Origin of the sequence: Archangium violaceum Cb vi76, from assembly GCF_000733295.1 — a bacterium.
In the GTDB taxonomy this organism is placed as follows: Bacteria; Myxococcota; Myxococcia; order Myxococcales; family Myxococcaceae; genus Archangium; species Archangium violaceum.
On record NZ_JPMI01000240.1, the window covers coordinates 33,034 to 57,877 of the forward strand.

General features: G+C 69.3%; 20 protein-coding genes. 9 read left to right on the forward strand and 11 right to left on the reverse strand.

Features of this window, described 5'->3' with window-relative positions:
• The first annotated feature begins 111 nt into the window (after window positions 1–111).
• From Q664_RS33335 to Q664_RS33345, 3 genes are read left to right on the forward strand one after another with little or no spacing between them, the layout of a single operon-like run.
• On the forward strand, window positions 112–822 hold the full coding sequence (locus Q664_RS33335; protein WP_043404852.1) for a DUF6249 domain-containing protein: 711 nt from the start codon (window positions 112–114) through the stop codon (window positions 820–822).
• A 12-nt stretch (window positions 823–834) separates the two neighbouring features.
• Entirely contained in the window at window positions 835–1,383 is a 549-nt protein-coding gene (locus Q664_RS33340) for an RNA polymerase sigma factor (protein WP_043404854.1), read from the forward strand.
• Window positions 1,380–1,670, forward strand: a complete 291-nt coding sequence (locus tag Q664_RS33345) for a hypothetical protein (protein WP_043404857.1) — start codon at window positions 1,380–1,382, stop codon at window positions 1,668–1,670. The genes Q664_RS33340 and Q664_RS33345 overlap by 4 nt, the downstream gene beginning before the upstream one ends.
• Window positions 1,671–1,685: 15 nt before the next feature.
• Here the strand turns inward: Q664_RS33345 and Q664_RS33350 are convergent, their stop codons facing one another.
• From Q664_RS33350 to Q664_RS33380, 6 genes are all read right to left on the reverse strand, one after another.
• Complete coding sequence (locus tag Q664_RS33350; protein ID WP_235216978.1) at window positions 1,686–2,216, reverse strand: peroxiredoxin family protein; 531 nt, start codon at window positions 2,214–2,216, stop codon at window positions 1,686–1,688.
• Between the two features lie 28 nt (window positions 2,217–2,244).
• Window positions 2,245–3,783: a Ca2+-dependent phosphoinositide-specific phospholipase C gene (locus tag Q664_RS33355; RefSeq protein ID WP_052518987.1), complete on the reverse strand. Its 1,539-nt coding sequence runs from the start codon at window positions 3,781–3,783 to the stop codon at window positions 2,245–2,247.
• 115 nt (window positions 3,784–3,898) lie between these two features.
• Entirely contained in the window at window positions 3,899–5,068 is a 1,170-nt protein-coding gene (locus Q664_RS33360) for a heparin lyase I family protein (protein WP_043404864.1), read from the reverse strand.
• A gap of 319 nt (window positions 5,069–5,387) precedes the next feature.
• Window positions 5,388–6,512 carry an SGNH/GDSL hydrolase family protein gene (locus Q664_RS33370; protein ID WP_052518988.1) on the reverse strand — a complete coding sequence of 375 codons (1,125 nt, stop codon included), beginning with the start codon at window positions 6,510–6,512 and terminating at the stop codon, window positions 5,388–5,390.
• Between the two features lie 88 nt (window positions 6,513–6,600).
• Complete coding sequence (locus tag Q664_RS33375) at window positions 6,601–7,638, reverse strand: acyl-CoA desaturase (RefSeq protein ID WP_052518989.1); 1,038 nt, start codon at window positions 7,636–7,638, stop codon at window positions 6,601–6,603.
• A 74-nt stretch (window positions 7,639–7,712) separates the two neighbouring features.
• Entirely contained in the window at window positions 7,713–9,095 is a 1,383-nt protein-coding gene (locus Q664_RS33380) for a serine hydrolase domain-containing protein (RefSeq protein ID WP_043404869.1), read from the reverse strand.
• A 253-nt stretch (window positions 9,096–9,348) separates the two neighbouring features.
• Here Q664_RS33380 and Q664_RS33385 point away from each other — a divergent pair, with 253 nt between their 5' ends.
• From Q664_RS33385 to Q664_RS33395, 3 genes are all read left to right on the forward strand, one after another.
• Window positions 9,349–10,809 carry a hypothetical protein gene (locus tag Q664_RS33385; RefSeq protein WP_043404872.1) on the forward strand — a complete coding sequence of 487 codons (1,461 nt, stop codon included), beginning with the start codon at window positions 9,349–9,351 and terminating at the stop codon, window positions 10,807–10,809.
• Window positions 10,810–10,834: 25 nt separating this feature from the next.
• A complete protein-coding gene (locus tag Q664_RS33390) occupies window positions 10,835–12,250 on the forward strand; it encodes a TraB/GumN family protein (RefSeq protein ID WP_043404875.1) in 1,416 nt (471 codons plus the stop codon).
• Between the two features lie 65 nt (window positions 12,251–12,315).
• Entirely contained in the window at window positions 12,316–13,629 is a 1,314-nt protein-coding gene (locus tag Q664_RS33395; RefSeq protein WP_043404878.1) for a M18 family aminopeptidase, read from the forward strand.
• 1 nt (window position 13,630) lies between these two features.
• On the opposite strand, the gene Q664_RS33400 is transcribed toward Q664_RS33395, so the two are convergent.
• On the reverse strand, window positions 13,631–14,311 hold the full coding sequence (locus Q664_RS33400) for a Crp/Fnr family transcriptional regulator (protein WP_043404880.1): 681 nt from the start codon (window positions 14,309–14,311) through the stop codon (window positions 13,631–13,633).
• Window positions 14,312–14,624: 313 nt separating this feature from the next.
• Here Q664_RS33400 and Q664_RS33405 point away from each other — a divergent pair, with 313 nt between their 5' ends.
• From Q664_RS33405 to Q664_RS33415, 3 genes are all read left to right on the forward strand, one after another.
• Window positions 14,625–16,574 carry a protein kinase domain-containing protein gene (locus Q664_RS33405; protein ID WP_075207579.1) on the forward strand — a complete coding sequence of 650 codons (1,950 nt, stop codon included), beginning with the start codon at window positions 14,625–14,627 and terminating at the stop codon, window positions 16,572–16,574.
• Between the two features lie 15 nt (window positions 16,575–16,589).
• Window positions 16,590–18,194 carry an adenylate/guanylate cyclase domain-containing protein gene (locus tag Q664_RS33410; RefSeq protein ID WP_043404885.1) on the forward strand — a complete coding sequence of 535 codons (1,605 nt, stop codon included), beginning with the start codon at window positions 16,590–16,592 and terminating at the stop codon, window positions 18,192–18,194.
• Window positions 18,195–18,309: 115 nt separating this feature from the next.
• Window positions 18,310–19,551 carry a cyclic nucleotide-binding domain-containing protein gene (locus Q664_RS33415; RefSeq protein WP_043404887.1) on the forward strand — a complete coding sequence of 414 codons (1,242 nt, stop codon included), beginning with the start codon at window positions 18,310–18,312 and terminating at the stop codon, window positions 19,549–19,551.
• Window positions 19,552–19,661: 110 nt separating this feature from the next.
• Here the strand turns inward: Q664_RS33415 and Q664_RS33420 are convergent, their stop codons facing one another.
• From Q664_RS33420 to Q664_RS33435, 4 genes are all read right to left on the reverse strand, one after another.
• The gene (locus Q664_RS33420; RefSeq protein WP_043404890.1) at window positions 19,662–20,132 is read right to left on the reverse strand and encodes a hypothetical protein; all 471 of its coding nucleotides are present in this window, start codon (window positions 20,130–20,132) and stop codon (window positions 19,662–19,664) included.
• Between the two features lie 3 nt (window positions 20,133–20,135).
• The gene (locus Q664_RS33425; RefSeq protein ID WP_075207580.1) at window positions 20,136–21,680 is read right to left on the reverse strand and encodes a DUF2380 domain-containing protein; all 1,545 of its coding nucleotides are present in this window, start codon (window positions 21,678–21,680) and stop codon (window positions 20,136–20,138) included.
• A gap of 21 nt (window positions 21,681–21,701) precedes the next feature.
• Window positions 21,702–23,669 (reverse strand): ATP-binding protein, encoded by a 1,968-nt coding sequence (locus tag Q664_RS33430; RefSeq protein ID WP_235216972.1) that lies wholly within the window; start codon window positions 23,667–23,669, stop codon window positions 21,702–21,704.
• Between the two features lie 138 nt (window positions 23,670–23,807).
• Window positions 23,808–24,800, reverse strand: a complete 993-nt coding sequence (locus Q664_RS33435) for a S1 family peptidase (RefSeq protein WP_043404895.1) — start codon at window positions 24,798–24,800, stop codon at window positions 23,808–23,810.
• Window positions 24,801–24,844 lie beyond the last annotated feature (44 nt).

Below are 24,844 nucleotides of genomic sequence, written 5' to 3' on the forward strand. Positions count from 1 at the left end.
TCGGTGACGCACCATGCCACAGGCCGGCACCCGGAAAAAAACAGGGGGGTGAATCCAAGAAATCGGGTCCGGGAGTCCTAGCGTCCGTCAAACAGAAGGAAGGACTCCCTCATGAAGACCTCGTTTCTCACCGTGTGCCTCCTGGCCACCCTCGCGGGAGGGCGGGCCGCGTCCGCCCCCGTGCCCGAGACCCCCGCGACCCCGTCCACGCCTCCCGCGGGCCCCGCCGTGAAGGCCCCGCTGCCTCCGGAGCTGGCGGCTCAGCGCGAGGAGCTGGAGGCCCGCCAGCGTGAGCTCGATGCCGAGCGGCAGCAGCTGGAATCCGACATCCAGCAGCTCGAGGCGGAAGCGAAGCGGCTCGACCCGGAGGGGCGGCTCTCCAACCAGCAGCTCTATGAGCTCCTCCAGATGCGTGAGGCGCGGCGGGGGCAGAATGACTTCGATCCCACCCCCGCGGTCGTCAGCATGTCCTTCTTCGGCTGCATGCTCACGGGCTTCCTGGCGTTCCTGGTGGCCAGCTACCGCAGGGCGCGCCAGCTCCACGAGACGGTGCGGCTGATGGTGGAGAAGGGGGCGGAGATTCCCCAGGGGCTGCTCGCGCCGGTTCCGCGCCGGAAGCCCTCGGATCTGCGCCGGGGCATCATCCTGTCCACCACGGGGGTGGGGCTGACCATCTTCCTGGGTGCCCTGCCGGACTCGCAGGGGGCCTGGGGCGCGGGAGTGACGCTCCTGCTCATCGGCGTGGGACACATGATTGTCTGGCGTTTGCAGCAGGGACGGGGTGCAGTGGCGGCCGCGCTCGCGCCGGAGCCCCAGCACTAGTCCTCCCTCCCCATGGCCTCCCTCCCTGAAGCCCCCACCGACGCCGAGCTCATCACCCGTGTGCTCATGCGTGACGACCGGCGCGCCTTTGGCGAGCTGGTGGCGCGGCACCAGTCCGCGGTGCGCGGGCTGCTGCGCCGGCTGACGGGGGGAGACCTGGCGCAGGCGGATGATCTGGCGCAGGAGACCTTCCTGCGCGCCTACCGGGGGCTGCGCGGATACCGGGGCGGGGCGAAGTTCTCCTCCTGGCTCTATCGCATCGCCTGCAATGTCTTCTTCAGCCGGGACCGGGGCAGCCGTGATGTCCCACCGGAGCCTCCGCTCCTGGAGGCCGGGAACGCCGAGCTGGCCCTGCCGGACCTGGTCCTGGAGCGCCACGATCTGGAGAAGGCGCTCGCCCTGCTCAAGCCCCGCGAGCGGGCCGCGCTCGTGCTCACCTACGCCAACGAGTTGACCCACGAGGAGGCGGCGGTCGTCCTCGACTGCCCCGTGGGGACGCTCAAGACCCATGTCGCGCGCGCGAAGGAGAAGCTGCGCCGGCAATTGGAGGAGGTCCCATGAACGTCCGCGATGACGAGGCCTGGCTCGACACGCTGCTCCAGCGGCAACTGCCCACCGGCCCCACCGACGACGCCTTCCGGGAGCAGCTCCTCCAGCGCCTGCCCCCGCCCGAGCGGCCCGTGCGGCGCGTGTTCGGCCTCGTCCTCACGTGGCTGGTGGGCGTCCTCTCCCTGCTGCTGCCGGCGGGAGAAGGCACGCTGGTGTTCTCCTCGGACACGGGCGGCCTGCTCGTCCCCTGCTGCCTGGGAACGGCGCTGATCTGGTACCTGGTGGATCGCCTGACGTGAGCGGAGCAGGCGCGGCTACAGCCACATCCGCCAGAGCAGTCCGAGGCGGGTGGTGTAGCCGACGGCCGCCCGCTCGAGCTGCCCCTCGGGGGTGACGAAGAAGGTGGTGGGGAACTGCTCGACGCCGTAGGCCCGCCGGAGCTCCTCGCTTCCCAGCAGCACGGGGTAGTCCACCGCGTGCTCCCGGGCGAAGCGGCGCACGTCCTCCTCGTCCTCGTAGGCCACCGCGACGGACAGCACGTGCGCGGAGTTGCCCACCATGCCCTGGAGCGCGGAGAGGGTGGAGGACTCGGCCTTGCAGACCCCGCACCAGGGAGCCCAGAAGGCGAGCACCACGGGCTTGCCCTGGAGCTGGGACAGGCGCACCTGCCCGCCGGAGAGGGTGCGCAGGGTGAAGTCCGGAGCGGGGGCGTCCGTGGGGAGCTTGCGGGTCTGCCAGGCCATCACCGCCAGGAAGACGAGCCCCACCAGCGCGAGGTCCATCAACTGGCGCACCCACCAGCGCTCGCGCGCCCGGTGCCAGACGTCCTTCACTCGCTCCCACATCCTCGGCATGGGGGGCATTCTACCGTGCTCAGAACACCCCGTCGAAGAGCCGCCAGCCGCTCACGCCGCTGCCCACGGCCATCTTGGAGGGGAAGGAGGCCTGGCGGTAGAGCGTCGAGCCCCGCTTCACGTTGCCGAAGAGCAGTTTCACCGGGCCGCTGCCATGCGAGCTGGCCGCGAGACCCTGGTGGCCCAGCAGACCGGAGAAGCACCTGCTGCCGATCAGCTTCCACGTCGAGGCGTTCTGCGAGCCGTATCCCCACGCACACGTCTGCGTCCCGTCGTACTGCACCGTGAGGCGCAGGAACGTGACACTCTCCTGGTCCACGGTGTCCCCCGCGACGATGTCCACCTCGGCCGAGGACGTGGAGCTTCCCGTGCTCGTGCGGTACTGGAGGCGGGGCTTCTGGCTGTCCGCCGGGCGGCACACCGCGAAGTAGCGCGCATTGGCCGCGGTGCTCTCGCGCACCATTAGGCACCCCTTGGCCCACTCGTCCACGTGGCTGTTGGGCGTGTTCACCGCCGCGGTCCAGGTGGTCGTCGTCACCGCGCCGTTGTACTCGGAGGCGAACAGGAAGCTGTCGCTGCTCCCCCAGATGTCTCCGGAGTTCACCTCGGCGCCGATGACGTCCACGTCCTCCGCGTAGCCGCCGCACGGCCAGGAGCCGATGCACCCGAAGGGCCACCCGAGGCCATTGTGCGTCACCGCCCAGCCGTCCTGGTGGAAGCTCACCTTGTCCGTGGCGATGTGGTTCGCGCTCGCCGACACCGCCCGGCTCCACGACGACGAGTCGTTCACGCCCCACACCCGGCTGATGAAGCCCGCCGGGTACACGCTGGAGGCCAGGGAGGCGTTGGCGTTCTCCAGGTTGAAGAACACCACGTAGTTCCTCGAGCCGATCGCCGCCGTGCTGGTGAGGTTGGGCGCGACGAAGGCGACACGGCTGGTGGCCGTGGAGCCGTTGGACACGTAGGTGTTGAGCTTGCTGGTGGACGAGGACACGTCTCCGCCGGTGAGGGCGATGATGAAGCGGCCCTCGAGGGCCGAGGTGGAGGGCCAGCCACAGGCTCCGGTGACCGCCGCCTGCAGGCTGGTGGCGCCCGGGCACGCCGCCATCACGTCCGAGGGCTTGAAGAGCCAGGACGCGGGCAGGTGCGCGGTGATGCGGTTGTCCAGGTCCTGGGGCATGCGGCCGGACTCGAAGTTGTCCTTGAGGTCCACCCAGAGCGTCACCACCTCATGGTTGGGATTGGCGAGGTGGAAGGCGCGCAGCTCGTCCAGGCAGTCGGAGAGCCGGTGGCAGGTGGTGCCGTTGTCGACGATGTCCGTATGGTAGACGAACCAGTTGCCCGTCACCTTGGACCAGCCGCTCTTGCCATTGTGGATGTCGAGCTCGAGCGAGCGGACGCGGTGGTACACGAGTTGATCCAGCAGGGCCTCGTCGCGCTGGTAGGAGTTGTGCGATGACTTCTGGCGCACCTCGTTGTACGCGGGTTGGGCCACCGCGGCCGGGGCGAGCGTGAGCAGCAGCAGGGCGGGGAGGACGAAGGGCGTGGGTGTCTTCATAGGGCAGGCTCCAAGGGAGGTGCATATCCATACTCCGCCCTGGCGCACTGACTCCATCATGAAGAAGACCGATTCCGGGCCTGACCCGCCCTGACCTCGGGTTTTCGGGAACGGCTCAGAGCACGTCCGCGAGGGTGCGAGCCATGGTCCACCCGTCGTGGTAGACGACGCCCGTCTGCGTGACGGTGTCGCTGCGGTACAGGCCCACCTTCAGGTAGTTGAGCATCCCGGCGTACTGGGTGGCGATGTTGCGCTTGGGCAGGACGAGCTTGCCGTTGTGGTACAGCTCGACGAAGCCCACGGTGGCGTCGGGCGACCACTTCACGTGCAGGATGAAGTCCTGCCACTGCCCACGCACCAGCGGGGCCTTCCACACGATGACGCCGGGGTCTCCGCCGATGTTCAGGCGCATCTCCTCGCCATACACGTAGAACTCCACCGGCGGCGAACCGCTGCTGCCCTCGTGGTGCCACTGGGTGAAGAGCTGCCACGTCTTCACGCTCGGGAAGTCCGAGGCGAACATCGTGTTGAAGCGGTAGTAGTACTCCGAGCCCACCGGCTCGCGCGTCATCCGCACCAGCTCGTTACGGTTGCCGCTGGAGTTGATGGGATCATCGCCCTGGCGCACGGTCGCCTTGAGAGCATGGCTGCCCTGCCGCACCGGCGACGGAACCACCTGCAGCCGGTCCGAGCTGACCATCTGCGTTCGGGTCCACTGGCTGTGGTCTCCCGTCTCGAAGTCGCCGCGCCACACCACGGTGGAGGCGGTGGGCGCCGCGCACGCGCGGGCCTCGGCGATGCTGGCCCAGTCGTTCAAGGTGTTTCCATTGACGTAGATGCGCAGGCGGCGCGCGGTGCGCGTGGCGAAGGTGTACGTCTCCGCCGCCGTCGTCGTGCCGCTGCTCGTGCCGCTGTGGACCTGCGTGTAGTTCACCCCGTCCGAGGACACCATCAGGCTGAAGTTGTTGGCGCGCAGGTTTCCCGCGTGCCACGCGATGGCCGCTCCCGAGATGGCCTTCTCGGCGCCCAGGTCGTAGTCGATCCACGAGCCCTTGCCGAGGTTGCTCCAGCGCGTGTCGAGCCGATCATCCATCGTATTGCCCGGCACGTTGCCGTCATTGCCGGATGCAATCACCGAACTCGCGGTGAGCGCCGTGCAGTTCTGCACCGTCAGTCCGTCGGCCGCTGTCGTGAGGGTCTCGGGTTCATCCCCGGTGTCGGGTGCGCCGCAACCAGCGCCAGCGAGGATGAGCAGGGTTTCAGCCAACACGAGCAGTTTCTTCACGGGTGGATTCTCTCGATGAATGGAAGACAGACAACGGCAGGAAGAAAGGACAGACTTCGGGACGCGGCCTTCCCGTCGCGCCAGACGAGGCTCATCGCCCCGGCGCCCGGAGAGGCATGGGATGGATCGTGGCTCGGGAACTCCTGCTCGACGGCGGCGATGGGCCGCTGTCCGAGCGAAATGAGCATCCATCAAGTTTATTTTGTACTCAACACATCGCGCCGATGCCTGCTCGCCGGGCAGCCAGGCGTCGCAATGGATGTCAATCCATGAGGCTGTAATTCTACACAGTGGCGTCAGGGATTGGAGAGGCGGCGTGTCACCGCAGGGCGCGGATGAACTCCGTCAGCCGGGTGGCCATGGCCTGGTGGGTGGCGGCGGACGGGTGCCAGTCCTCGCCATAGGGCGCGCTCTGCGGGGTGAAGGCGAGGTAGTGCACGCGGGGGTCGCCCCGGTCGTTGAACCCCTTCACCACGGAGGACACCTGCTCCTGGAGGGTGCTCCAGTGGAACTGCCCCGCCGGGTATCCGTCGCTCAGCATGGGGCCCACGGCGCAGATGATCCGCGCCCGGGGGTACCGACCCCGGAGCCGGGTGACGAAGTCCGTGTAGGAGGCCTGGAAGAGGGCGGCGTCCGGCCTTCCCGGATGGAAGTCATTCGTCCCCAGGTTGAGCACCACGATGTCCGGAGGTGCGCGCGTGAAGTCCCAGCGCGGCTCGTCCTGGTTGGGGAAGACGCGGCCGTAGATGCGCGGCACCGTGTTCACCGTATCGCCCGTGTTGTTGCGGTAGATGCCCCGGCCCGAGTTGCAGACCACCACCGCCTCGGCGCCCAGGTTGCGTGCGGTGAGCCAGCCGTAGGCCTTCGTGACGTTCTGGTTGACGGAGTGGAACCCCGTCCCCGGGTTGCTGGACTCCGGGAGGGAGACCTCGTTGCCGTAGCCGCAGGTGATGGAGTCTCCGATGAACTCGAGCCTCGTGCCGGGCCGGGCCAGGGGTTCCAGGAGCTGGCCGCGGACCCGGAAGCCCCGCAGCTCGCTCCGGCCGACATCGCTCTCCGTCAGCTTGGTGAGCTCGACGGTGTGCTCGCCCAGGGGAAGAGCGCGGGCAATCTCATACACCGTCTGGCTCGTGCGGACCGCGAGCTTCACCGGCGCTCCGCCGTCGAGGGTAACCTGGTAGTAATTGGGCCTCGCCGTGTCGGCGGGGCCCTGCTCGTTCAGCGACAACTCGAGGGCATCTCCCCAGAAGCGGACCTTGATGGAGACGCCCGGGTAGGAGAACACGGCGGAGTCCCCGGAGACGTCCACCCACCCCGTGTATTGGATGCGCGGATCCGAGGGGGGCACCGTCTCCCAGGAGAGCGCGGACGGCTCGGGCCCGTGCCCACCACATGCCAGGAGGACGGAGACGGCACAGGAGAGGGTCAGGGAGCGCCAGTCCATCCGTTGCTCCTCCGTCGGTGGCGGAGGAGCAAGGTGGGGCGCCGGGTGTCAGACGGCCAGTGGGCCCGGAGTCGAGGGCGTCTGTCGTTCAGCGGTCGATCCGGGCGGCCAGGAGGGCGTCCGGAGAGGGCTCGCGCAGGTCCCAGACGAGCCCGAGCCGTGCGAGCAGGCGGAGGAGCAGGCCGCCCGGGTCCACCTGCCACCACCGGAAGTCGACGCGGGCCGAGCCGGGAAAGGCGTGGTGGTTGTTGTGCCAGCCGGAGCCGAGCGTCAGCAGCGCCATCACCCCGTTGTTGCGGCTGGTGTCACGGCTGTTCATCGAGTGGACTCCCACCGTGTGGCCCACCGAGTTGATGGCGAAGGTCACCTGCTGGACGAGGTAGTAGCGGACGAGGCCGCCCCAGACGAGCCCGCGCAGCGCACCGGCCCACGTCCCGGTGACGAGGCCTCCCGCGAGGGTGGGCAGCGCGAAGCCGAGCAGCATCCAGGTGCCATAGCGCTGGTTGAGGCGCACGAGGGGCTCGTCGCGCAGCAGGTCGGGGAGGGTGCGCGCGATGCGGTGGGCCTGGTCCTCCTCTCGCGCGGCCAGGAGGTCGGCCGGTGAGGCGCGGTGGCTGTCCAGGAGGCGGCCGAAGTGGCCGATGGCGGGCATCTCGAGGTACCAGAGGAACTGGGCCCAGCAGAAGCCGCGGAGCCCGTCCCATGCGCCCTTCCGGCCGAGCAACGGCGAGTGGGGATCTCCCGGCTGGTCGGTATGGGCGTGGTGCGTGCGGTGCACGGCGCTCCACAGCAGGGCCGAGCCCTGTCCCGCCATCGAGCCGAGGATGAGGAAGAGGGCGCGCAGGGGGCGTGTCGTCTCGAAGGTGCGGTGTGCGAAGTAACGGTGGAAGCCCACTTCGATGCCCACCATGGTGAGCAGGTACATCCCCACCAGCAGGCCGAGGTCCCAGCCGCTGATCCCCTCGCGCAGGAAGAGCCACACGCCCGCGCAGAAGCCGAGCAGGGGGATTCCCTGGACGACGAAGAGCACCAGGGCCCGGCGGGCGCCGCTCAATGGCTCGGACGTCTGGGTGGGCTCGGAGGTGGTGGGGGTTGGGGCGGAGGAGAGGGCGGGCAGGGCGGACAACGGGGGGCTCCGAGGAACTGTGCCGCCATCATCGTCCAGCCCGCCCGGTGAATCCACGAGCCCTCCGTGTGAGCTCATCCGCCGGAGCGGATCGCGCTCAGCAGATCCATGTGGAGGTACTTCGCTCGCGGCTGGCCCGGCTTGACGACGAACGCGAGCTCCTGCTGGTCCTCCGTCCGGAAGGTATCCGGGCCCGTGCGCTCGAGGGGGTACTCCTTGTCCGTCTTCAGGACGAGCCGTTTGCCGTCCCACGTCACCGTGAACTTCGCGAGGTCCGCGTGCACGTAGGTGCCGGTGTAGCGCTCCGCCCCGGCGGCGGTGAGGGGCTCGGCCCGCTCGTTCCGGGGCGGCTCGTCCGGAAGGCCGAACACCGTCCGGGTGATGCGGTCCAGGGAGCGGCGGAGGGTGACGCCATTCGCGTTGGTCAGGGTGATGACCGCGCCCCGGCGCTCCGGAAGGAAGCGGATGTGAGAGCCATATCCCCGGCGCACACCGCCGTGCTCGAAGAGCGCCGTTTCCCCCATGCGCATCGTCACCAGGCCGAAGCCGTAACGCGCCACGTCCGTGCCCGGCAGGGGCACCTGTCCCGTGAAGAAGTCGCGCACCGTCTTCTCCGCGAGGACCCGGCGCTCGCCGTCGAGGCCCCCGTTCAGCAGGAGGGTCGCGAAACGGGCCAGCTCGCGGGCGGACGAGAACGCCGAGCCCGCCGGGTACATGGCGGTGTTCTCGGCCATGGGCCGGACGATCTTCAGCGCGTCCCCGGCGGCCTCGTGGCCCTGGGAGAAGTCGTAGGTGAGGGCCTCGGTGGGCCTGAAGGTGCCGCGCTCCATGCCCAGCGGCTGGAAGAACTGCTCGCGCATGACCTCGGCGTAGGGCTTGCCGTACACGCGCTCCAGGACGAGCCCCGCGAGCCAATACCCCGGGCCGGTGTACGAGAAGACGTCTCCCGGAGGCGCGAACAGGTAGTCCCCCTTCCATCCGCGCACCATCTCGCCGAGGGCCGAGTCGTCCTTCGACTGCACCGAGGGCGAGGCCTCGCGCATGCCGGCCGTATGGGTCAGCAGTTGCCTCGGGGTCACCCCGCCCAGGGCCGGGTGCAGGTTCTTCACATAGGTGCGGACCGGTGCATCCAGGTTCACCCGTCCCTTCGCGGCGGCATCGAGCAGCGTGAGCGCCGTCATCATCTTCGTGGTGGAGCCCAGGCGGAAGAGCGTGTCCAGTGTGACGGGCGTGCGCTCCTCGAGGCTGCGCACACCGAACGCGCGCAGGTAGACCAGCGCTCCATCCCGGACGATGGCGACCGCAGCGCCCGGGGCCCGGGTCTCCCGGAGCTCCTCCTCGATGAGCCGGGTGATGTTCGCCTCGACCTCCTGGGACAAGGCCGCGTCCGCCGCGTCCGCCCGCGTGGCGGCCATGAGCAGCAGGACGAGCACACTCCACCGCGCGACGACTTTCATGTTCTCCCCCCTCCTTGGGCGCGCGGGGAACGAACGAGCGGGCGGAGTGTTCCCGAGACCCCTCAGGTTGGTGCCGCCGCGCTCCCTCGACTCTGGCTCAAGGTTGGCGATGCCACCTTACACTCTCCGTCCGTCCTGGGGTGGGCGCGGGTAGGATAGGCCCCGCGAAAATCCGCTCGAATCCAGGCAGTATGTCCGCGCGACGCAATCGTTAAGACGTCTGCGGGCCCTCACGCCCGATGGGAGGTAATGGATGCGAGCGGCCATCTTCATCTCGGTTCTCCTGGTGGGAGGGCTGATGGGGTGCGCCTCGCGGCAGGGCATCCTCCGCTTGGAGCACCAGGAGGAGGCTGTCTACGAGCACCCCTTGGAGGAGGTCTGGCCCGCCGTGCGGACCTGGGTGAGGGACGGCGGGTTCCACTACCGGGAGGACGCGGCCAACTTCGTGCTGCAGACGGAGTGGCGCGAGGAGTTCCCCGGCTCGACGGTGGCGGGCTACTGGCACCGCTACACGCTGATTGGCAAGCGGGAGGGGCCGGCGCGCAGCCGGGTGTGGATCATCCGCTCCAGCCGCAGCCCGGACGGGGCCCCCGTCTACGACGTGAAGCAGCCGGAGTGGGAGGTGAGCCGGCTTCCGGACCCCTCCCATGAGGGCCTGCCGGGGGGAGCGCTCCGCCTGGAGGAGTTCGACGTGCGCACGCCCGGCGACGAGCCCCGGCTGCGCTTCGTGCCCCAGCAGTCCGTGGCGGGCATCGTGCTGTCCACGGACTCGGTGGGGGCGACGGGCGAGTTGCTGCGGGGCGCGCGGGACTTCGGCATGGAGTGGGTGATGAAGGAGCGCATCACCCCGGGGCTGGACGCGCGCAAGCAGGGCCAGGAGGGGCGCGCGCTGGCGGCGACGAAGCAGGAGCCGGGCAACGTCTCGTTCGAGTGCGGCATGCCCATCATCGGCCTGACCGGGAAGGCGGCGAAGGGCCAGGTGATGCTGCTGGGCGAGCTGCACGGCACGCGCGAGGTGCCCCGCTTCGTGGCGCTGAGCGCCTGCCAGGTGGCCTCGCGAGGTATTCCCGTGACGGTGGGCCTGGAGATGCCGGTGGAGAACCAGGAGCGCGTGCGGCGATTCATCGCCAGCGCGGGCACCGAGCATGACCGGGCGCTGCTGATGGAGAGCCCCTTCTGGCGCAGCCCCTACCCGGACGGCCGCAGCAGCGAGGCGGTGGCCCAGCTCCTGGAGCAGCTGCGCTGGTTGCGCGCCCAGGGCCTGGACGTGGAGGTCTTCGTCTTCGATCACCCGCAGCTGCAGGGCGAGGTCCGTGAGGCCGCCATGGCCCGGAGCGTCCTGTCCCAGGTGGAGGCCGGTCCGGAGCGCTTCTTCCTCATCTCCACCGGCAACGTCCACCCGCGCACCCGGCCCGGCCTGCCGTGGGACCTGGGCTACCGTCCCATGGGCTACATGCTCGCCCGCGGCGTGCCCTCGCTGGTGTCGCTGGACGTGGCCTTCGACAGTGGGACCGCGTGGATCTGCTCCGTGGGGGAGACGCTCGAGTGTGGGGAGCGGTCCACGAAGGGGCAGGACAACGGGGACCGGTACTTCGTTTCATTCTTCGACCAGCCGAGCGAGGCCGGCTTCCACGGAGTCTTCTACGTGGGCGCGGTCTCGGCCTCGCCTCCGGCGGTGCGCTCGGGCAGTGCGCGGGCCATCGATTCGAAGTGAGAGAGAACCCAGGAGGAAGTACTGAATGAGACGGATGGCCTTCGGTTGTCTGCTGTTGCTGGCCGCGCTGGCGGGGTGTTCCGGGCGTTTCGTGGATTTCGCCCCCGAGGAAGACGCCATCTACGAGTATCCGCTCGACGAGGTGTGGCCGCAGGTCCGCACCTACTTCGCGTCTCGGGGGTTCGTCTTCCGTGAGGTTCCGGGTGGGGCCCAGCTGGAGACGGAGTGGCGCGAGGAGTTCATGAGCTCGCGGGTCGCCGCCTACTGGCACCGCTACATGGTCGTCGCGAAGCCCGAGGGTTCCAACCGCTGCAAGCTGATCATCACCCGGGAGGCGCGCAGCGCGAACAAGGCCTTGCAGGCCCCGGGCGCCGACCTGGTGTGGGGCGTGGACTCGCGCTCCGAGGACAACCCGATGGCCGTGGGCAGCGATGTGGCGCGGCAGATGGCGATGCAGACCGTCAATGGCGACAACGCCGTCCTCGGCCACTCCCAGCAGACCGCGCGCGACATGGTGCTGGAGTGGAAGGTGTTCAACAGCATCACCCCGGCGCTCCAGAAGCAGGCCAAGAAGTCCGGCGAGAGCCCCGACGTGGTGGTGACGAAGGAGGCCAACATCGAGTGCGGCGTGCCCGTCCTGGGTCTGGGCAAGCTGGCGCGGGCCGGCAACGTGGTGCTGATGGGCGAGCTGCACGGCACGCAGCAGGTGCCGCACTTCCTCGCGCAGAGCGCCTGCCAGGTGGCCACCCAGGGCATCCCCGTGACGGTGGGCCTGGAGATTCCGGTCATGAACCAGGAGCGGCTGGAGAACTTCGTGGCCAGCGCGGGCACCGAGCATGACTGGGCGAAGCTGATGGAGAGCCCCTTCTGGCGCAGTCCCTACCCGGATGGCCGCAACAGCGAGGGCGTGGTCTACCTCATCGAGGCCCTGCGCAAGCTGCGCGGCCAGGGGCTGGACGTGAAGGTCTTCGCCTTCGATCATCCGGCGCTGCGGGGGGACGCGCGCGAGGAGGCCATGGCGTCGACGGTGCGGGACGTGGCCAGCAAGTCCGGGAAGCGGGCGTTGCTGGTGCTGAGCGCCAACATCCACCCGCGCCAGGTGAAGGGCCTGCCCGGGGATCCGAGCTACCGGCCCATGGGCCTGCGCCTGGCGGACCAGCTCCCCAGCGTCTACTCCCTGGACATCGCCTACAACAGCGGCACGGCGTGGATCTGCGCCATGACCCGGCAGGAGCAGCTGGACTGCGGGGTGACGCGCACCAAGGGCGAGGACAATGGCGATCGCTACTTCGTGCAGCTCTTCGGCGGCAAGAACCGCCATGGCTTCCACGGCTTCTACTACGTGGGCGCGGTGTCCGCCTCGCTCCCGGCCGTGTACCAGGGCACGGAACCCGCGGGCAGCCAGCAGGCCACCGTGCCCGGCTCCGCGGGTTCCAACTAACCGCTAACCGGCAGGGCCTCGCCTTTCCTGTGGCGGGGCCCGGCGGCGGCGCTAGCCTGGAGGGGATGACTCCCTCCGATACCGACGCCGCCGCCAATGATCTGTTGGCCTTCATCGACGCCTCGCCCACGCCCTACCACGCGGTGCGCGAGAGCATCCGCCGCCTGACCGCCCAGGGGTACCGCGCCCTCGACGAGCGCGAGCCCTGGGAGCTCGAGGCCGGGGACAAGGTGTACGTCACCCGTGGCGACACCAGCATCGCCGCCTTCCACCTCGGCACCGTGCCGGTGGACCGCGCCGGCTTCCGCCTGGTGGGCGCCCATACCGACTCGCCCAACCTGCGCCTCAAGCCCAGGGCCCACGTGCTGCGCTCCGGCTTCCACCAGCTGGGCGTGGAGGTGTACGGCGGCGTCCTCTTCAGCACCTGGATGGACCGGGATCTGTCGATCGCCGGCCGCGTCGTGACGGGGAGGGACGGGCGCCTCACGCACCACCTGGTGGACTTCCGCCGCCCCCTGCTGCGCATCCCCAACCTCGCCATCCACCTCAACCGCTCCGTCAACACCGAGGGCCTCAAGCTCAACGCGCAGGAGCACCTGGTGCCGGTGCTCGCCCTGGAGCGCTCGGGCACGGTGGACCTGGAGGCGCTGCTCACCGCGGAGCTGGCCCGCGGCGGTACCCAGGTGGAGCGGACCGACATCCTCGGTTTCGACCTGTGCCTCTATGATCTGCAGCCCTCCACCCGCTCCGGCGCCTTTGGTGAGTTCCTCCACGCGCCGCGCCTGGACAACCTGGCCAGCAGCCACGCCGGCCTGTCCGCGCTGCTCGCCATGAGCGGGCCCCGCGAGGCCACCTGCGGTGTCGTCCTGTACGACCACGAGGAGTGCGGCAGCGTCAGTGCCCAGGGCGCCGCCTCGCCCTTCCTGAGGGACCTGCTCGAGCGCATCACCCTGGCGCACTCGGACGGGCGGGGGGACTCGCTGCACCGGGCCATCCAGCGCTCCTACCTGGTGTCCGCGGACATGGCGCACGCGCTGCACCCCAACTACGCCTCCATGCACGAGCCCAAGCACGCGCCCGTGCTGGGCGGCGGCCCCGTCATCAAGTCCAACGCCAACCAGTCCTACGCCACCGACGGAGAGAGCGCGGCCTGGTTCTCCCTCTGCTGCCGCGAGGCGGGCGTGACGCCGCAGAACTTCATCACCCGCACGGACCTGGGGTGCGGCAGCACCATCGGCCCCATCTCCGCCGGCGAGCTGGGCATCCGCACCGTGGACGTGGGCAACCCCATGATGTCCATGCACTCCATCCGCGAGCTGGCCGCCGCGGCGGACGTGGCCGCGATGATCTCCGTGCTGCGCCAGTGCTACGTGCGCTGACTCACTCCACGTTCAGCCGCAGGTTGTCGGGCTCCAACAGGGTGATGCGCCCTTCCTCGTAGGACAGCAGTCCCTCGCGGGCGTAGAAGCGCAGCCACCGGTTGGTGCTCTCCCGGGTGAGCCCGGCCAGGTTGGCCAGCTCCGTCTGGGTGAGCCGGGGGGTGATGGCCACCCCCTCGTTCCCGGACTCCCCCTGTCTCTGCGCCAGGTCCAACAGCACGCGCGCCAGCCGGGCGCGTGCATCCAGGAAGCTGGCGTCGTGGACCGTCTGCGTGACGCGCCGCACCAGACGGCTCAGCTCGGCCAGCAGGGCCGGCACCACCTGGGGACGCTCTTCCAGGAATTTCTGGAAGTCCTTGCGATTCAATGTCAGCAGCGCCGTCTCCTCGCGCGCCACCGCGTCCGTCGAGCGGGGTGCCTCATCCAGCAGCGCCAGCTCGCCAAAGGCATCTCCCCGCCGGAGCAGCGCCAGGGTGACCTCCCGGCCATCGGCCGAGCTGAGGCGGATGGTCACCTCGCCCTTGCGGATGATGTAGAGGTCCATCCCCACGTCCCCCTGGTGGAAGATGATCTCCCCCCGGGTGTAGCGCCTCGGTTGCAGGCTGGTGGAGAGCCGCTCCAGGTCGTCGGACCCGAGCGACGAGAAGAGGGGAACCTGGGAGAGGAGCTCCGAATAGGACATGGCTCGCTGCTTTCCTGGTGGATCCTGTTCACCAGGAAGTCATCTTGCACGGAGCCATGCGGCCGGGCCAGGGCCGAGCGGTGCCCTGCATGCTTCCTGTCCGGGCCCGCGCATCCGTGAGCAGGATTCGCGCCGTGGGAAACCGCGATGACCCCTCTTCCGGTACAGCAGGGGTGCACTCCAGGCCGCACGACGCCTCCCCGGTCATTGTGCGATGATGTTCTCCAATGTTGGAGGGCGGGGGAGGGCGGAGTCCTCCGTCGCTCCCGCCGGGATGGGCCATCCCGGTCAGTCCCCGAGGTGGATCGAGGATATGTCGGGACGCAGGATCGGCGGCAGGTATGTCTTGGAGCGCAGGGTCGCGGGTGGCGGCATGGGTGCCATCTGGGTAGCGCTCGACTCCCAGCTGCAGCGGCGGGTCGCCCTCAAATTGATGGCGCCCGAGCGCATCGCTTCCGCCTCCGCTCGCCACCAGTTCGAGCAGGAGGCCAAGGCGGTCGCCCAGCTGCGCAACCCGCATGTGGTGCAGATCCACGACTACGGCGTCGATGGGGACACGCCCTACATCGTGATGGAGTTGCTCGAGGGCGAGGACCTCGAGACGTGTCTGGAGCGGCAGGGCCGGCTGGCGCCCGTCGTGGTGTCCTCGCTGCTCAACCAGATCGCCCGGGCGCTGGCCTCCGCGCATGCCTGCGGCGTCATCCACAGGGATCTCAAGCCGGCCAACCTCTTCCTGGCCCGCCTCGACAGCGCCGAGGTGATGAAGGTGCTCGACTTCGGACTGGCGCGGCTGAATGCCGGCGGCGCCGCCCTCTCCGAGCAGCCCGGCCGGGTGATGGGCACCCCGCGCTACATGAGCCCCGAGCAGATGCGGGGCGAGGCCGGGGTGGATCACCGCACGGATGTCTGGTCGCTGGGCGTGGTGGCCTACCGGTCCCTCACCGGCCGGTTCCCCTTCTCCGCGGATGCGCTCGGGGCGCTGGGCCGCGGGGATGCCCTCACGTTCGCCGAGCCGCCGTCCTCGCTGGTGCCCGAGCTGGGCCAGGGGGTGGACGCCTTCTTCTCGCGCGCCCTCGACGCGGACCCCACGCGCCGCTTCCAGTCCGCGCGGGAGCTGGCCGCGGCCTTCGCCTCGCTGGTGGAGGCCAGCCGCCCCTCGCGTGCCTCGAAGATCCTCGTCATCGATGACGAGCCGGACGTGGAGCTGCTGATGCGGCAGCGCTTCCGCAAGTTCATCCGGGACAAGGTCTACGAGCTCATCTTCGCCAGCGATGGCGAGGACGCGCTGGAGAAGCTGCGCCAGCACCCGGATACGGATGTCGTGCTGTCCGACATCAACATGCCGAGGATGGACGGGCTCACCTTCCTGGCCCGGGTGGGCGAGGTGAATCCGCTCGTCAAGGTCATCATGGTCTCCGCCTACAGCGACATGAGCAACATCCGCGTGGCGATGAACCGCGGGGCCTTCGACTTCCTCGTCAAGCCCATCGACTTCCAGGATTTGGAGGCCACCCTCGCCAAGGCGCTGAAGTACGTGAAGGAGTTCCGCCAGATGGTGCGCTCGGCGGAGGAGAACCAGTTGCTGCGGATGTTCGTGCACGGCGGCATCCTCGAGCGGGCCACCCCGCTGATGCGCGGCCCGGACATGATGGAGGGGGAGCGGGTGGAGGCCACGGTGGCCTTCCTGGACCTCGAGGACTTCACGCCGGTGGTGCACCGGGAGCAGCCCGAGGCGGCCGTGCGCCGGTTGAACGCCAACTTCGAGGTCATCGTCCCGGAGCTGCTCTCGCGGGGCGGCGTGGTGGACAAGTTCGTCGGGGACTCGGTGATGGCGGTGTTCCGGGGCCAGGGACACCTGGGCCGGGCCCTGGAGGCCTGTCTGGCGGCCCGGCAGCAGCTGCGGACCATGGCCTTCCGCTCCGGGGACTCCTCCCCGTATGCCCATGGCCTGTGCATCGGCCTGGACTCGGGCGAGCTGCTCTGCGGCAGCATCGGCGCCAGGGGCCTGGGCCGGCTGGACTACACGGTGCTCGGGGAGCCGGTGAATACCGCGGCCCGCCTGGCCCTGCTGGCCGGGAAGGATCAGCTCCTCATCGGGGCGCATCTCCTCCCCCGGGTGGAGGCGGGCTTCGAGTGCCAGGAGTTGGGAACGAGGAATCTCCCCGGCTGCGGCACGGAGCTGGGGGTCCATGAGGTCATGTCCCGCCGGGATCAGCGGGTGTCCAGCTCGGACCGGACGGCCTCCATCGAAATACACGGGTGATAACGTCCAGTGTCTATGCAGCTCATCATGAATCCGGGCCTGCTGGATGAGCAGGTGTTCGAGCTCCCCGAAGGGGCCGTGACGATCGGCCGTACGGAGGAGAGCACCATCTGCGTGCTCCACAAGAGCCTGTCGCGGCGGCATGCGCGGCTCGAGCGCGAGGGCGAGCGGATCCTCCTGGTCGACCTGAACAGCAAGAACGGGACATTCGTCAACGAGGCCCGCATCGAGCGCCACGAGTTGCGGGGCGGCGAGGCCTTCCGGTGTGGCGAGGTCCGCTTCAAGCTGGTGTCCTCCTCGGTCCCGCTGCCGGTGGACCTGTCGCCCACGCAGGTGCAGCCGCTCCACACGCGCTTCTCTCCCGGCTCCATGGACGAGCTGCTGGAGCGGCACTCGGAGCCCGGCGAGGGCTCGGCCCTGAAGGTGCGGCACGCGAACCGGGAGAACCGCGCCACCGACAAGCTGCAGGTGCTGCTCAAGGTGAGCCAGTTGCTCTCCTCGCCCGGCTCCATCGACGCGCTGCTGGAGCGCATCCTGGACCTCGTCTTTCAAATCATGGAGGTGGACCGGGCGGCCATCCTGCTGGTGGATGCCGCCAGTGGGCGCCTGGTCCCCCGGGTGGCCCGGACCGCGTCCGGCGAGGCTCCCTCCGGCCCGTTCTTCAGCCAGCGCATCGTCGACTACGTGCGCTCGCACAGCGTGGCGGCGCTCTTCTCCGACGCCCGGTTGGATCCCCGCCTGGATGACGCCGCCTCGGTGGTGCTCCAGTCCATCCAGGCCTCCATGTGTGCTCCGCTCAAGCCCCGGGACGAGGTGCTCGGCGTGCTGTACGTGGACAACCTCTCGCGGCCCAACGGCTTCAGCGAGGAGGACCTGGAGTTCCTCACCGCCTTCGCCAACCAGGCGGCCATCGCGCTCGACAACTCGCTCCTCTCCAAGCGGCTCGAGGAGGAGGCGGTGCTGCGCAACGTCTACCTGCGCTTCTTCCCTCCGGCCACCCTCAAGAAGCTGCAGATGGCCAGGGGCGGCCCCCTGGAGACCATCGAGACGGAGGTGACGGTCCTCTTCTCGGACATCAGTGGCTTCACCGCGCTCTCCTCCACGCTGGAGCCCCGGCAGGTGGTGGATCTGCTCAACGACTACTTCCCGGTGATGGCGGACATCGTCTTCCGGTACGAGGGGACGTTGGAGAAGTACATCGGTGATGCGCTGATGGCGGTGTGGGGCGCGCCGTTCTCCCACCCGGACGACGCGGACCGGGCGGTGCGCGCCGCGGTGGAGATGCAGCGGGCGCTGGCCGAGCTCAACGCACGTTGGCGGGCCCAGGGCCGGCCCGAGCTGAACATCCACGTGGGCCTCAACACGGGCCGGGTGGCGGCCGGGAACATCGGCTCCGAGCAGTACGTGCAGTACGCCACCATTGGAGACGCCACCAACGTGGCCAGCCGGGTGTGCTCCGCCGCCAGGGACGGGGAGATCTGCATGAACGAGACGACCTTCCAGCGCTGGAGCGCGAAGGAATGGCCCGTCCAGCAACTGCCTCCCGTCCAGGTGAAGGGCAAGGAGAAGGCCCTGACGCTCTACCGGCTGGAGTGGCGCGATCCCTCGATGACGTTGTGACGGACCTCACTCTCGGGGTGTTGGCTGCGTCACTTCCGGGCTCGGGGGGCCGTGAGACAAGGGAGATGTTCGCGGGCGGGGAAGGCACCGCGGGAGTTCATCAGGGAGTCACGCCATGGCTGAGAATCTTCGGGAGCACAAGGACAGGGCCGCTCAACTCTTCGCGGAGGGGAAGCTGGAGGAGGCGCTCGCCGAGTACCAGCTCGTGACGGGGGAGGCTCCGGAGGACCTGGCCAGCCGCCAGAAGGTGGCGGAGGTGTTGCAGCGGCTGGGCCGCAGGCGGGAGGCCATCGAGATCTACGAGTCGGTGGCCAGTGGCTGGGCGAAGCAGGGCTGGCTGCTGCGGGCCATCGCGCTGTGCAAGGTCATCCTGCAGATCGACCCGCGGCATGGCCAGACGCAGCGGATGCTGGCGGAGCTCTACGCGCGGCGCATGGAGCAGCCGGCGCGGGTGATTCACACCGCGCCGGTGGCGGTGACGCCCGAGCCGTCCAAGGCGGTCCCACCCGAAGCGCTGGCGGCGCTGCCGCGCATTCCGATCTTCTCTCAGCTGGGCCAGGAGTCCTTCGTGGCGCTGCTGGAGGGGTTGGAGCTGAAGACCTTCGAGGCGGGGGCGTCCATCGTCATGGAGGGGCAGCCGGGCACTTCCATGTTCGCCATCGTGGAGGGGCGGGTGGACGTGGTGCGGCAGTTGGAAGGGGGCCAGCGGCGCAAGGTGGCCTCCATGGGCGAGGGGGACTTCTTCGGGGAGATGGCGCTCTTGTCCAAGAGCCCGCGGCTGGCGAGCGTGGTGGCCGCCGAGCGGACCGTGGTGCTGGAGCTGACGCGGGCGATGGTGGCGCGGCTCGTCCAGGGGGACGCCTCGGTGGGGCGGGTGCTGCGCTCCTTCCACCAGGAGCGGCTGTTGGCCAACGTGCTGCGCGGCAACAAGCTCTTCGCCACCCTCACGCCCAAGCAGCGCGAAGCCGCGGCGCAGGCCTTCCAGTTGGAGACGCAGCCGGCGGGCAGGACGCTGCTCAACCAGGGCCAGCGGGGTGAGGCCCTGTATCTGCTCCTCCGGGGGCGCTGCCGGGTGACGCACCGTCACCCGGGTGGGAAGGACAGCCAGTACCCGATGCTGCGCGAGGGCGACGTGTTCGGCGAGCTGTCCATGATGCTGGGCCTGCCGGCGACCGCCACCGTGCGCACGGACTCGTCTTGCACGCTGCTGCGGCTGGACCGGGAGTCCTTCGAGAAGCACATCCTCGTGCAGCCCGGTGTGCGCGAGGCGCTCTCGCGGCTGAGCACCGAGCGCCTCCAGCGCACCGCCCTGCTCGTCTCCGGGCAGGAGCCGCTCGAGGGTGACTCGCGCGTCTGAGTAGGGTCAGCGAGCGGTACACCACTCGTAGTTGACTACGAGTGGTGTGGGATTGGGGCATACATCGCTCGTAGTCGACTACGAGTGGTGTGGGGTTGAGGCAAGCATCATCAGGCCTCTTCGTCGGGCAGGAGCGTCAGCAGCAGCTCGTCATCGGGCCCGCGCGGGAGCCATCCAGGAGGCGGCGGCGTGGCGAGGAGCGCATCGCCGATCTTCTTTGCGCGCTCCTCATGAGTTTCTGGAGTGTAGGCACTCCATCGAGCGAGCGCCACTGCAACCTTGAGGCGGTTTTCGTCGTCCAGCACGGCCGGCCAGCCGTTGGGGAGACGCAGAGACAGTTCGCGCACGAGTTGCCCGCGCACCAGACGCGTGACTTTGTGGCTTCGCTCCGCCTCGGCCACCAACCCGCTGAACACCTGCACTGCCGCGATGTCATCCGGGCCAAGCTCGTCTGCCAGCGCCAGCAGCGAAGCGGTGGGGCGCGCCTCGGCGAAGGCGGTGAGCGAGTCGTAACCTCGCTCGCGGACCCGCTCGTACAGGCGCGCCTTGATGTTGCCCTCCCAAGCACGTCCGTCGGTCATCGCTCATTTCCCTCGACAGCGGACGAAGTTCATCGGGATGTCGTACTCCTTCATTTGCTCCGCTACGATCTCCAGGACCGTGTTTCGCGTCAACATCCGGCCAGCCTTGGTCTCAGTCTCGTATAGAACCTTCATGAGCATCCGGTTCCATTCACCGGGCCACTTGCGTCCCAGCTTCCAGTTTCCACCACCGTGAATCGCCTGATGGTGGGCCTGCTGGAGCGTGACACAGAACCGCTCGATGCTCATCTTGCCCGTGAAGCCGCGTGTCTCGAACCACTCGCGGAACTCCTTCGGCATGACGTGGTGACGTGGGGGCTCGGCCATGCCGGCGCCCGTTTTGCCCGTCACGCGCATGGCCCGCACCTCGGGCGCATCGCCCAGCGCGTCGCGCACGCCTCTCGGGAGGTCGTCGTGGCCCTGTGCCATCATCACGTGGCCAGCCTGAATCCGTACCGCGGCACTGACAGCGGGCATGGAGAGGACGCCCGCGCGCACCAACTGGCGCATCATCTCCACCCACTCGGCGGACACCACCAGCCGCGTCCCCATCATCACCCCGTTGGGGCCCACCATGAGACCCACGCCGAGCACGGCGGGAGTCGCCGCGCGCAGCGCCGGCAACGTGAACTTCAGCGCCGACAGTGTGGTGAGCGCCTCCAGGGACTCTTTCAGCACCAGCGCCGTTTCGAGGACTCTGGCCCCCTTGTGTATGGCATCGAGGAGTGCGGAGAACTCTTCGGTGAGGTGGCCTACCAGGGCGGGCATGTCCTCCGCCGCTGACTCCACCTGCTCCGGCTCCAATGAAGCGAGCGCCAACATGGAGGGCTCCATCATCTTCTGCCAGCGCTCCAGCTTCACGTACAGCGTCTCCACGCCGAGGAGGCGCCGGGAGAGCGCGGCGTCGGTGAGGTTGAGGAAGTCAAACCACACGGCCAGCAACAGGGAGCCCATCATGGCGGCCTCCAGCCGTGGGCCCGCGAGGCGCAGCAGGGCGAGCTGCATGTCCGGGTCCTCTACCTCCGACGTCTCGGCGGCGAGCTGCGTGGCGGCGGCGAGCTCGGCGTCAATCCACCGCAACCGGGCTTCGCCATGGTGGACGTAGCGGACGAAGAGGCCGTTGCCCGCGCCAGCGATGCCCAGGTCGCTGGCCTTGAGCCTGGAGAGCTCGCGAGAGATGCGGCGGGTGGACTCGGACACCTCGCCCACGCCCTTGCGAAAAGCCAGGTGGGCAGCGAGGGCGCTCTGCCACACAGCCGCGTCGACGCCGCCTGGGCCGGCCCTCGTCACCGCCTCCTGGGAGTCGCGGCGACGGCGCAGTCGCTCCGGTGCCTCGGGCGCAGGAGGGGAGGGCGGCTGGGAGTCGAGGGCGAGCGGCGACTGCTCGCCCGTCCCTCCGGCCATGATGGGCCCGGTGGTGCCTTGCAGCGTGTAGCGCAGGCTCCGCCCCGGGCCAGGCGGTGGCGTCATCGATACACAGGCGTTGGACAGGAGGGCCAGGACAAGCAGCAGCCCCGTCTCCTTCGCTCTTGACGAGTCAGCGCGCATTGTCGGTGACACCCGTTTGCTTCAACTGACGGTGGCGATCACCTCGCGCGCCACCGCCAGCAGGGCCCGCGCGTTGAAGGGCTTCTCCACCCGGCGATTGGGCACCCGCTCCAGGAACGTCTTCGCCTGCGCCGTGAAGGCCCCGCCCGTCAGGAAGATGACCCGCCCCGTCAGCTCCGGCCTCAGCCGCTGCAACGCCGCGTGGAAGTCCATCCCGTTCATCTTCGGCATCATCAGATCGCACAGGATGAGATCGAAATGCTCGCCTGCTTCCAGCCGCGGCAGCACCTCGGCCGCCAGCGTCGTATACACCACGTCATGGTGCGGCCTCAGAATCCGCTCCACCGCCGTGCACAGCATCGGCTCGTCGTCGATCACCAGCACCCGTCCCCTCGGCCCTCCGGCACTGCTCACGCCAGGCCTCGGCTCCGGCCCGGCCTGCTCCATCGCCGTGGTGGCCGAGGGCAGCAACACCTGGAAGGTGGTGCCCCGCCCCAGGTCGCTCCGCACGTGCATCTCCCCACCCATGGCGTGGATGAGGTTGTGGCAGATGGACAGGCCCAGCCCCGTCCCCACCCCCGGCGGCTTCGTGGTGAAGAAGGGATCGAAGATGCGGCCCATCAGCTCCGGCGCGATGCCCGCTCCGGTGTCCGATACCTCCACCGACACCTTCCCGGGGGACACCAGGTGCGTCCTGACCCGAATCTCATGGTGGTCCGCATCCCCGTCGGACGGGATGGCCTGCGCGGCGTTGACCAGCAGGTTGAGGAACACCTGCCCCAGGCGCGAGTCATTGCCGCGCACCAGCGGCACGTCCTCCCCGTACTCCTTCACCAGCTTCGCCCGGTGGCGGATCTCCCCGGACGCCAGGTTGAGCGTGCGGTCCAACACCTTCTTCACGTCCACCGCCCGCAGCGGCTCCTGCGTGTCGCGCGAGAACGTCTTGAGATCTCCGACGATGGTCTGCACCCGGTCCGCGCCGTCCAGCGCCTCCCCGAGCGCCACGCACACCGCCTTCAGCGGATGGGTGGCCGGAGCGCTGTCCGGCGGCGCCGCGGTTCCTCGCTCCAGCAGACGCACCAGCTCCTCGTGCGCGTAGCCCAGGTTGGCCGTGACGTAGGCCAGCGGGTTGTTGATTTCATGCGCCACGCCGGCGGCCAGCGTGCCCACCGAGGCCATCCGGTCCGACAGCAGCAGCCGTGCCTGCATCTGCTTGCGCTCGGTCAGGTCCGGGAACATCGTCACCACGTGCGGTGTGCCCGCGTACTCGGCGATGCCCGAGTAGATGAGCACGTGGTGCATCTCCCCATCCTTGGACCGCACTCGCGACTCCACCCCGCGCAGCACGCCCTGCTCCTGGAAGAGCGCGCTCAGGCGATCCGGCTCCAGGGGCGTCTCCCACAGGTTCAGGTCCTTCGCGGTGCGCCAGAGCATCTCCTCGCGCGAGTAGCCGAACAGCCGCGTGCAGGCATCGTTCACCTCCACGAAGGCACTGCCCTCGCGCGTGGTGATGCAGGTGGGCACCGGGCTCTCCCGCAGCAACACCGCGCACAGCCCGTCCAGCTCGAAGTCGTCCGGCAACGGTTGTGGCCGCTCGGCGGACCGGCGCTCGGCGAGCCGCAACCGCAGCGTCGCCGAGGCCTCGTCCAACGGCAGCAGCAGGAAGTCATCCGCTCCGGCTTCCAACAGTGGCTGCAGCTTCTCCACCTGCTCGGGGCGCGCCACCAGCACGAGCGAGGCCTGCGTCCCCCGCGGGCAGGCCCGCAGCGCTCGCACCAGCACGATGCGGTCTCCCGCTTCATCCATTCCCACCAGCACCAGGGGATAGGGGGACAGGTGGAAGGCCGTGATGGCCGCCTCGTCATCCCTGGCCCGCGTCGGAGTCACGCCGAGTTGGCGGAGCAGGTGCTCCACGGGCGAGAGATCGATGCTCCCGGATGGGACGAGCAGGGCTCGCATGTGCTCCTCGGCGAGGTGGATTGCGTCCACCGCCCGTCTTACTACGGGTCGGCCACACCCCGGTGGGTGGGGATTTACCCACAGGTCCCCCAGGGACAGCGGAGTACCCATGGCGTCGGGGATTGAACGGAATCCCCAAGGGGTCGTCTCCCCGGGTCGCGGAGCACTTCACTGGAGGTACGACCGGGGGGCGGACATGCGCGCGAAGGCGGCCTGGGCCTGGAGCCAGCGGTCGATGACGTGGAGCAACCCGTCGAAGGTATCGCGCAGGGCCCAGGCGCACGCGTCCGCGCCGTCGAGCCGCGTGCACCGGAGGAGCCCCTCGCGCAGGGCGGCCTGGGCACCGGGGCAATCCGGGCGCTCCAGGATGAGACGTTCGGCCGTGCGCTCGTAGAGGCGGTAGCAGGACTCGGGGTCTCCCTGGTTGTAGGCGGGCGCCCCGAGCTGGATGGCCTGCATGATGGCGAGGGCGATCTCCTCGACGCTGTCCGTGGCGCAGCCCTCCAGCAGCGAGAGCGGGTGGGTGGGCACCCGGCGCTCACGCGAGGCCACGGGCCGGGCCAGGGCGAGCGTGGAGAGCGGCAGCGTGGCCTGCTGCTCCAGCAGTGGCTCCACGTAGCGGGACGGGATGACGATGGTGATGGGCCGCCCGTCCGCGAAGGCGCACGTGGCCACGCCCACCAGCGCGCCCGAGGCGTCCAGCACCGGGCTGCCCGAGGCATCCTCCGGTAGGGCCGCCTCGAGCTCGAGGAAGGTGAGGGACTCATCGAGCACCTGCACCGCCTGCACGCGTGTCTCCATCAGCCCCAGCATGCCGCCACCGGCGGGAAGCAGGATGAAGAGGGCGTCTCCCTCGCCCGGGTGGGCCTGGCCGTCGAGCCGGAGCGCCTCCAGTCCGTGCACGGGCAACTGCAGCACGGCGAGATCCCGCTTCTCGTCCAGGGCGAGCACCTGCTCCACCTGGAGGACCTGGTCGTCGGCGAGCAGGACGTGGATCTCCTCGGCGCCCGCCACCACATGCAGGTTGGTGACGAGCTGGCCCTGGGACGAGACCACGAAACCGACACCCTGCCTGCCGGGCATCTCGATGATGGCGAGCGCGGGGGCCGCCCGGGCGGCGACCGCTCGAGCGGTGGAGAGTTCGGTATCGAGGGTCGACATGGGAGCCTCCTGCCTTCCGTACAGCATGGACACGCCCACCAGAC